Origin of the sequence: Niastella populi (genome assembly GCF_002078015.1) — a bacterium.
GTDB classification, from domain to species: Bacteria; Bacteroidota; Bacteroidia; order Chitinophagales; family Chitinophagaceae; genus Niastella; species Niastella populi.
The window spans coordinates 61177-71334 of sequence record NZ_LWBP01000205.1; the positions used below are offsets into that span (position 1 = coordinate 61177).

4 protein-coding genes are annotated in these 10158 nt (G+C 45.3%); all 4 read left to right on the forward strand.

Annotated features, from left to right (window positions below; genetic code table 11):
* The first annotated feature begins 2 nt into the window (after nt 1-2).
* The 4 genes from A4R26_RS24680 to A4R26_RS24695 all read left to right on the forward strand — a co-directional run bounded on the left by A4R26_RS24680 (nt 3) and on the right by A4R26_RS24695 (nt 10142).
* The gene (locus A4R26_RS24680) at nt 3-569 is read left to right on the forward strand and encodes a DUF4194 domain-containing protein (RefSeq protein WP_081169202.1); all 567 of its coding nucleotides are present in this window, start codon (nt 3-5) and stop codon (nt 567-569) included.
* Between the two features lie 11 nt (nt 570-580).
* Nucleotides 581-3985 carry an ATP-binding protein gene (locus A4R26_RS24685; protein WP_081169203.1) on the forward strand — a complete coding sequence of 1135 codons (3405 nt, stop codon included), beginning with the start codon at nt 581-583 and terminating at the stop codon, nt 3983-3985.
* A complete protein-coding gene (locus A4R26_RS24690; protein ID WP_081169204.1) occupies nt 3986-5179 on the forward strand; it encodes a Wadjet anti-phage system protein JetD domain-containing protein in 1194 nt (397 codons plus the stop codon). It begins immediately after the preceding gene.
* A 439-nt stretch (nt 5180-5618) separates the two neighbouring features.
* Entirely contained in the window at nt 5619-10142 is a 4524-nt protein-coding gene (locus A4R26_RS24695) for a beta strand repeat-containing protein (protein ID WP_081169205.1), read from the forward strand.
* Nucleotides 10143-10158 lie beyond the last annotated feature (16 nt).

Consider the following 10158-nt stretch of genomic DNA (forward strand, 5'->3'; position numbering starts at 1 on the left):
TTATGACAACTGAATACGCTTTAAGCCTGATAACCTTATTGAAAGGCATACTCTATAACCATCAAAAGGCGGCCTGGGAAAATCTTTTGCAATATGAGCCTGAAATAAAAAAGTATTTTTTTGCGATAGGGCTCGATGTGTATATTGATAAAAGTGAAGGATATGCCTACTTACAACAAATAGAGCAGGAAGTGGAAACGGAACTCCCGAAACTTGCGGAAAAACGCCAGTTGAATTTTTTCACCTCCCTCCTTTGCCTTGTGCTCAGGAAATACCTGCTTGAACAGGATGCGCAGGGCGGCTCTGTTCGCGCCATTATTACACAACAGGAGATCATTCACCGTACCAGGTCTTTTCTGCCCGGTACTTCGGATGAAGCAAAACAGCAGGATAAGATCATTACCACCATCAATAAGGTCATAGAAATGGGGTTCCTGAGGAAACTGGAAGATGCTGAAAATAACTATGAGATCCATCGCATCATAAAAGGGTTCGTCAATGCCAGTGTAATTGACGATATGCTTCAAAGACTGCAACGGCACGCTATTGAAAAGAATATAACTGATTGATAAATTTTCATATGGAACAATTGGAATTAAGCATGCACACCGGCAATGCCGGTTTCAGGCTTCAATACCTGGAAGTGCTGAACTGGGGAACTTTCGATAAAGTAAAGTGGAAAATTGATCCGGGCGGGCATAATGCCCTGCTTACCGGCGATATTGGCTCCGGCAAATCGACCCTGGTAGATGCGCTTACCTGTTTGCTCGTTCCGCATAACAAAATAGTCTTTAATAAAGCAGCAGGCGCCGAAGGCAAAGAGCGTAACCTGTTGAGCTATGTTAAAGGAGAATTCAAGAAGGAAAAGCAGGAGATCACCAAAACCGCCAAAAGAGTTTATTTACGGCCCGACGATAATACATATACCGTCATCATCGGGAATTTTCATAATGAAGGCTATGGGGAAAACATTTGCCTGGCGCAGGTATTTTGGATAGGCAGCGACGGTAAAGTGGAAAAACTGCTCATCATTGGCACAAAACCCCTTACCATAACCCACCACTTCAGCGGGTTTACAGATATCAATGATCTAAAGAAAAAATTACGGTCAACCGAAGGCGTGAAACTGTTTAACGACAATTTCAGCCAATATAGCGAGCACTTCAGGCGCCTGTTCGGCATGAATAGCGACAAGGCCATAGATCTTTTTTACCAAACGGTTTCCATGAAGTCTGTAAGCAGCCTTACCGATTTTGTAAGGGAACAAATGCTTGAACGAACCGATGTTAAGGAACAGATAGCTACCCTGCTGAAACGCTTCGACGATCTGAATAAAGCGCATGCAGCCGTTGTGAATGCCAGGGAACAATATAATATATTGAAGCCCCTGACCGAATTTTCGGTGGAGTACGGCGATACGGGAAGGGTAATAGAGCATATAGAAGGAATGCTCGAAGTAATACCAGCCTGGTTTGCCGTGCAAAAGCAACAATTGCTCGATGAAGCCATCGCAGCGGCATTGGATGAACTGGGTATTGCCGGACAGGCTCAGAAAAAACTGGCAGCCGAAAAAGAGATGCTGGAAAATAAAATGCTGGGCATTTTACAGGACATCGCCAACAATGGCGGTAAGCGACTGGAGCAAATTGACAATGAAATAAAACAAAACGACAAATACAAAGAGGAGAAGAAAAAGGATTACGATGATTACGAAAAACTGGCCAGGCAATGCGGGCTGCCCGCTCCGGCAGGTGAGAATGATTTTCATTCCAATACCCAAAAGGCAAAAGAAATAGAAACATCCTGCACCGCGGGGGAAGAAGCGTTAAAGCTTCAACGAGACAACCTGATGAGTGAATTGCGTAAGAACGAAACCGAACTGCAGGTTGAACAGGAAGAACTTGACTCGCTAAAAGACCGGAAGACACAGATTCCCGGTTGGCTCATCGGCTTCCGTTCCCAATTATGCGCCGACCTTGAAATAAATAAAGAGGAACTTCCCTTTGCCGGCGAACTGTTGCAGGTAAACGAAAAAGAAAGCGCCTGGGAAGGGGCTGTTGAAAAATTATTGCGCGATACCGGTATTAGCATGCTGGTGCCCAAACAACATTATAAAAGCGTTAGCAAATATGTTAACGACAATCCTTTGCGTGGTGCAGATGGAAGAGGGATAAAACTCACCTACCTGGAAACAGACACCGGCTTTACCGGTTCTTATAAAAAGCAACTGGAGAAAGACAGCATTGTGTATAAAGTAGAAATAAAACCCGATTCTACATTCGAACCCTGGCTCGATGGTTACCTGCAAAAGACTTTCGGCGACTTTCTTTGTGTAGATGTGAACGAACTGCAACACGTACCGTATGGAATTACCCGGCAGGGTTTGATAAAAAGTGGTAAAATACGGCACACGAAAGATGACAGGAAAAGAATTGACGACCGACGTAATTATGTGTTGGGCTGGAGCAATACATCAAAAATAAAAGCCTTGGAGGAAATCGTTGCGGAACTGGAAAGCCGGATTTTCGCACAACGCTCGCACATGGCTGAAATAGAAAAAGAACAACGCCAACATCAGCACCTCCGCCAACAACTAACCGTGTTGCTCAGCATGACCGATTTCGGCCGCATTAACTGGAAATGGCATGTAGAGCAGATCCACCATCTTGAAAAAGAACGGCACGAACTGCTGCATAACAACGATATGCTCGCCCTGCTGCACCGGAAAAGAGATGAAGCGCTTATTGCCATGGAAGATGTAAAAGAAAAAGAAACGGAAAAAAACCAGCAAATTGGAAGACTGAAAGGCGCTATCGAACTGCATCAGAAACAGTTGCAGGAAACTGAAGAGGTTACAAGGCTGGCCGATGCCCGGAAACGGGAGTTGTATTTCCCGGTAATAGAAGAAAAACTAACAGATAAGCATTTGCGCCTTTCATCCATTGACAGGCAGCAGGACCAGTTCAGAAAATTGTTTGAAGGCGACACCGGTGAATTAAAAAAACTCCGCACCCGCTTAAGCAACCTGCGGTCATCGATAGAAAGAAAAATGCGGGAAATCAAAGAGCATTCCAAAGCAGAATACAGTGAACTGGCCGAAAGCATCGATGCCAGAGCAGAATATATAAAAAAATATGAGCGGCTTGTAACGGAAGACCTGAAAAGACATGAAGAAAGGTTCAAGGAAGAATTGAACAGGAACACCATTCACAGCATTGCCGTATTCGATAACCAGTTGGAAAAGCACGAAAAGGATATCCGCCAGAAAATAAAGACCATTAACCAGCACCTGCGCGAAATAGTATATAACGCCACCCAGGAAACATACATCACCATTCAAATGGATGCCACACCCAATAAGGAAGTAAGGCTGTTCAGGGAGGAACTGAAAAAATGCTATACGCATTCCTTCAGTAGCAACAATGAATTATATACAGAGGAAAAATATGAACAGGTGAAGAAAATACTCGACCGGTTCGCCAGTGCAGAAAGCATCAACAAAGACTGGACAAACACGGTTACCGACGTGCGGCAGTGGTTTGAATTCAACGCCAGCGAACGATACCTGGCAGATGATTCGGAAAAGGAGTTTTACGAAGGTTCGGGCGGTAAAAGCGGCGGACAAAAAGAAAAGCTGGCTTATACCATCCTGGCAAGCGCACTGGCTTACCAGTTCGGTTTGCAATTCGGTGAAAGCAAAAGCCGGAGTTTCCGGTTCGTGGTCATCGATGAGGCCTTTGGCAGAGGCAGCGATGAAAGTACCCGGTATGGCCTGGAACTTTTTAAGAAACTAAACCTGCAATTACTGATCGTTACGCCGTTGCAAAAGATCCATATCATAGAAGCACACGTTAATTCCTTTCACTTTGTAAGCAATAAAGACGGCAATAATTCCCAGGTAAGCAACTTTACCAAAGAAGCTTATGAGCTGGAAAAAGCGAAACACGATAATCTTTTTAACCGGGTATCCTCAACACCTTTATAAATGATCAGTCCGGACGATATCCTGCAGCAGGCATTAAAATGGTGGAAACCATTCCTGCAAAGCTATATTTCAAATGAGCCGTTTTTCCCTAAAGTAATAGACAGGATCGGAAAAGTGAAGCCAGGCGACCTGACCGGTCGTTTTGGCGATCTTCAAAATGAGATCACGGCATTATACAGCCAATCGAAGAACGAAACCGGCATTGGCTATTGGGTACAGGCAGCCGAAAAAAATTTCAGGCGAACCGGTGTTCAACAATTACCTGATAGTATCGTATTCGAAACGGTTAATGATTATCTTCATTTTACGAAAAAGAAGAAAGAATGGGAGTTGTTAATAAAGAATTATGAAGTTATTATAAGTACACTTCCTCAATTGCAAAAATGGGTGCTTGAAAATCCATTATTACTCACTTTACCCAATACTAACTGGAATGGCATTCTATCGGTTTGTAAGTATTTTATCTCAACCCCCCGGCCTGAATTATACATCCGTCAATTACCGATACCCGTTCACACCAAATTCGTTGAGGAAAACAACATATTGTTACAATCATTATTAGACTTTCTCATACCGGAGCACATACGCGATAAAAACGGAAAAAAATTTGAGGACCGTTATTTTTTGCAAAAGGATGAGCCTTTGATCCGGATAAGAGTACTGGATGAAAATTTAACCATTTTTAGCAACATAAAGGATTTCAGCATTCGATTATCAGATTTTGAAAAAGCGGCATTTGACCATAACAACGTCGTGATCACTGAAAACAAAATGAATTTCCTGACCCTCCCATCCATCCCATCTGCCATAGCCATATGGAGTGGCGGTGGATTTAAAGTTAGTTATTTAAAAAATGCCCGGTGGCTGGCAGATAAAAACATCTACTACTGGGGAGATATAGATGAACATGGATTTCAGATCCTGCACCAACTGCGTTCTTATTACGGGCACGTTAAAAGTATAATGATGGATAGGCGAACATTTGACCGCTTCCAGGACTTTGTCGTTGCCGGAGAAAAAAACAAAGCCAGTTCGCTCAACCTTCTGAACGTAGAGGAAGCAGGCTTATATGAACTACTGAAATCGAGACATAATAACAACAGGCTTGAGCAGGAGAAGATCCTGCAGGATTATGTGGAGGCTGTTTTTTCAGAATTAAAAACCGGAAGAACACATGAAGTTCTAAATAAGTAATAAACGCGGTCTCATTATTAATTTACAACTATAAAAAAAACCGCCAACTTCTGTTAACAAACGTTTTTTCCCTCCGTTTACTTCCCTGATCTTGCCTGTACGGCTGGCTGCTGGGGAACCAACCTGCATTAGGGATATTAGGCCGGTTTCTATTTCCAATTGCTCCAATTACGACCAACCAGCACTTTTCCGAGACAAATCCAAAAAAGCAAATCTAATAAAAGGCCGGGAGCCCTTTTTCATGTGATGCAATAAAATTCCAGAACTAATAAAATTTGGCCGATAAGTGTGCGTATTCTGGCGATAAGTGTGCAGATTTAGCAATAGGTGTGTAAATGCCCGCCAACTGTACAAGCCGTGCATTGCTAATTTGAACAAGATGCCATACCTTACTCTAAAATCAGGATACTGTTCTCTTTCAAAACCCTAACCTTCAGCGATGATAGTTCTGCTTAAGCGGCTCGCAACAAAAAAAAGATTGTTTCTCTTCTCTTTTATTATTTTAAGTGTTTTACAATCATTGGCCCAGGCGCCTGTTATTACTTCTTTTTCACCTTCGGCTGGTCCGGTAGGAACAGCTGTCACCATAACAGGTGGTAACTTCAGCGCCACGGCGGGTGATAACATCGTATACTTCGGCGCGGTCAAAGCTGCTGTGACGTCGGCAACATCCACCTCGCTCACGGTAACGATCCCTCCCGGCACTACGTATCAACCATTCACGGTTACCACAAATCATTTAACCGCCTGGTCGCCCAGGCCTTTTATAACCACTTTTGCGGGGGGAGATCCTCCGTTTACCAAGGGTTCTTTTGCAATGGCAACTGATGTAACCACAAATCTCCATCCCAATGGGGTAGTGATTATCGATCTGGATGGCGATGGCCTACCCGACCTGGCCACCCCGAATAGAGCCAATTCACCGGCTTCCCTTATTTCTGTTGTTAGAAATACCAGCAGTGGGGGCATATTGTCTTTTGCCACTAAAATTGATTTTCCCGCTCCATCGGGTTCTTCACCTTACAGTATAGCAGCGGGGGATATAGATGGTGACGGGTTGCCGGATCTGGTGGTAACCAATAATGTGAGTAGTACAGTATCCGTTTATCGTAATACCAGTACGCCGGGTACCATTTCATTGGCGGCCCGGGTAGAATTTGCAACAGGTAGCGCGCCCTGGTCTGTGGCCATTGGCGACCTGGATGGCGATGGAAAACCGGAACTGGCCGTAAGCAATTTTTTGTCTAATACGGTATCTGTCTTTAAAAATACGGGCACACCGGGAACAATAGCTTTTGCTGCGAAGACCGACCTGGTTACCGGCTTATCTCCGCACTCGGTTGCTATCGGTGATCTGGATGGAGATAGTAAGCCTGATCTGGCTGTTACAAATACCTTATCGTCCAGCGTTTCCCTGTTTAGAAATCAAAGTAGTAGCGGAAATATGGTTTTTGCAACGAAAACCGATATCCCTACGGATACAGACGAACCTTTTGGTATTGCCCTTGGTGATTTGGATGGTGATAATAAATCCGACCTGATCATTACCTATGATAATTTTACACTCACTACACAGGCCGCGGTGTCAATGTCTGTATGGAAAAATATGAGCAGCACCGGAAATTTCTTTTTTACTTCAAAGGTGAACTATGGCTCGGGGGATACATACAATGTTTCATTGGGTGATTTGAACGGAGATGGTAAACCTGAAGTGATCGTTGCCAATTCAAATACCGGGGTATTGGTTTATCAAAATACCAGCGCCGCCGGAAATATTGTGCTGGCCAGCCCAGCTAATTATTATTCGAATTCGCCTTATAGTGTAGCCATGGGTGATCTGGATGGAGATCATATGCCGGATCTGGCAGTGGCTAATTTTATTTCCCAAACGGTGTCGATCCTGAAAAACAAAGTGACCGACCCGGCTATTGTTTCTTTTACGCCAACCATAGCCGTTACCGGAACTACCGTTACTATCAACGGAGCTAACTTTACAGGAGCAACGGCAGTAAGTTTTGGCGGGGTGCCGGCAACATCATTTACCGTGGTTTCTCCCACTTCTATTACGGCCGTAGTTGGCGCAGGGGCATCGGGGAACGTGTCTGTTACCACACCCAAAGGCACTGCTACCCTGGCGGGTTTTACTTATACAGTACCCCCCACTGTTACTTCTTTTACACCCAGTTCCGCAGGTACTGGTACAACGGTTACCATAACGGGTACCGACCTTACCGGCGCTACGGCGGTTCATTTTGGCGGCGTGCCCGCAACTTCATTTACGGTTGTGTCACCCACTTCCATTACGGCGGTAGTTGGTTCAGGAGCGTCGGGCGACGTAGCGGTCACCACAGCCGGCGGACAAGGTACTTTAGGGGGCTTTCATTATTCCGGTCCTTCCATTACTTCGTTTACACCCACATCCGGAACGGCTGGTGCTACCATAACCATAACAGGAACTAATTTTACCGGCGCCTCTGCTGTACTTTTTGGCGGCGTAGCGGCCACTTCGTTTACCGTATTGTCCCCTACAACCATTACAGCGGTCCTGGGCCCAGGCAATTCCGGTAATGTAAGTGTAACGACAGTCAAGGGCACCGCCACGCTGCCAGGCTTTGTGTATACAGGGCCGATCATTTCGTCGTTTTCTCCGGTTGCCGGTAATACGGGAACTGTGGTTACCATAAAGGGGTTGAATTTTACAGGAACTACATCCGTCCATTTTGGTGGAACCCCTGCGGCGTCATTTTCTGTTATTTCACCATCTGTTATTACGGCTGTTGTTGGTTCCGGCACATCTGGAGCGGTAGCGGTTACAACGTCTGTCGGACCTGGCACCCGCGATGGATTTACATTTAGCACAACGCTGCCAATTATTGCTGGTGTTACCCCATCGGCCGGGATGATCGGCGATGTAATAACGATCACCGGATCTAATTTCAGCAGTCAGGCTTCTGATAATATTGTTTATTTCGGTGCGGTAAAAGCGATTGTATCTGCCGCTACATCCACTTCTCTTACGGTTACGGTTCCGGCAGGCGCTACTTACTGGCCTGTAAGTGTAACCACCAATAACCTGACGGCATATGATTCCAAACCGTTTATGCCCACGTTTGCAGGGAAAGGCGCGGCCCTGGTGCCAGACGTGTTTTCCGTTAAGCTGGATTTGAAAGCAGGAGAACACGATCAGGATGTTACCCTGAGCGACCTGGATGGGGACGGAAAACCGGATATGATCGTAACTAATGTGTACGGGCGGGTTTCTGTCTTTCAAAATAACAGCAGCCATGGAATGCCTTCCTTTGCACCTAAGATAGATCGTGTGACTGGTTCCTATTATGCCTACAGCACAACGGCTGCCGATCTGGACGGAGATGGAAAACCCGATCTTATTGCCGCTGGTATAAACCCCGATAATATTTCCATATTCCGAAATAAAAGTACACCGGGAAATATTTCATTTTCAGATAGTATACCTCTTCCCGTAGGGCATGGTCCATGGAGCGCTTCCATAGGTGATCTGGATGGAGACGGAAAACCTGATTTGGTTGTTGCTGCTATATATGCCAATTCGCTGACTATATTCAGAAACACCAGTACCCCGGGTTCTATTTCTTTTGGCCCAGGAAAAGATCTTGGTACGGGCGTATTTCCGAGGCAGGTTGTTATCGCTGATCTTAACGGAGATGGCAAAAATGATCTGGCGGCTGCCAACAGCGGTTCCATATCTACGTCAAGTAATACCATTTCCGTATTTAAGAATACCAGTATCGGATCAACTATTACTTTTGACAATAAAGTGGATCTTCAGGCAGGAACCAATCCAAAAGCTATTGCAGCCGGCGATCTGGATGGCGATGGAAAACCCGAGTTGGTGGTCGCCAATAGCGACGACGCCAGCGTATCTGTGTTCCCCAATAATAATACAGGGAGCGATATTTCGTTTTCATCTAAAATTGATTATGCTGCCGGCCAATTGCCCTGTGATATTGCTATCGGGGATGTGGACGGAGATGGCAAACCCGATCTGGCAGTGGCCAATCAATCTTCAGGCACCATTTCCGTTTATAAAAATACAAGTGCTCCAGGCGCCGTTTCTTTCAACGCAAAAATTGATTATGGTTACGTATTATCCGGTGTGCGAAGTATTGCCATAGGCGATCTGGATGCAGATGGCAGGCCTGAGCTGACCGCCGCTGATGGTAACTATATGACTGTTACTGTACTGAAAAATAAGATCAATGACCCGGCGCCGGTGATTACGGCCAGTGGTGCTACCACTTTTTGTACAGGAAATTATCTTACCTTAAGCTCATCGGGAACCTACAATCAATGGTACAAAGACGGGGCGCCCGTTAGCTATGCCACCGGTACTACGCATTTCGTCTATAGCAGCGGAGTCTATACCGCTACTGCAACGGTTGAGGGCGTTGTGTCTCCGCCATCCAACGCAATTACCGTTACGGTTTATCCAAATCCGCCTAAACCTTCCATAACCCCGGATGCGGTTAAAGGCATGGTATCTTCCTCGGCCACAGGCAATCAATGGTATGGTAGTAATTACAATATCATAACAGGCGCTACCGCCCAAAGCTACAAACCAACCACTGCCGGCAATTATTATGTACGGGTAAGTGAAAACGGGTGCAATAGCCCTTTTTCCGATGCGTATAACTATGTGATCACAGCGACCATTGACCTGGGAGGTATTGGGAACTATCTCCGGATAGCGCCAAACCCGGTCCGGGATTTTGTAAGATTAACTTTCAATTTCCCTGGTGTAAATACACTTGGCGTTACACTGTCTGACATAAACGGCAGGGTTATATTAACACGTAGAAATCTTTACAGCGACGATATGCTCAATTTATCTGGCCTCGCTGCCGGGATATACTTCCTGAAAGTTTACAGCAGCAATGGTAAAATAAATGTGACGACCTCAATACTTAAATGTCGTATAGCATAACATAGGATACACTTTT

Excerpts from the sequence above, each read along its gene's own strand:
- A4R26_RS24680 (WP_081169202.1), top strand. The coding sequence starts at position 3 with ATGACAACTGAATACGCTTTAAGCCTGATAACCTTATTGAAAGGCATA.
- A4R26_RS24685 (WP_081169203.1), top strand. The coding sequence starts at position 581 with ATGGAACAATTGGAATTAAGCATGCACACCGGCAATGCCGGTTTCAGG.
- A4R26_RS24690 (WP_081169204.1), top strand. The coding sequence starts at position 3,986 with ATGATCAGTCCGGACGATATCCTGCAGCAGGCATTAAAATGGTGGAAA.
- A4R26_RS24695 (WP_081169205.1), top strand. The coding sequence starts at position 5,619 with ATGATAGTTCTGCTTAAGCGGCTCGCAACAAAAAAAAGATTGTTTCTC.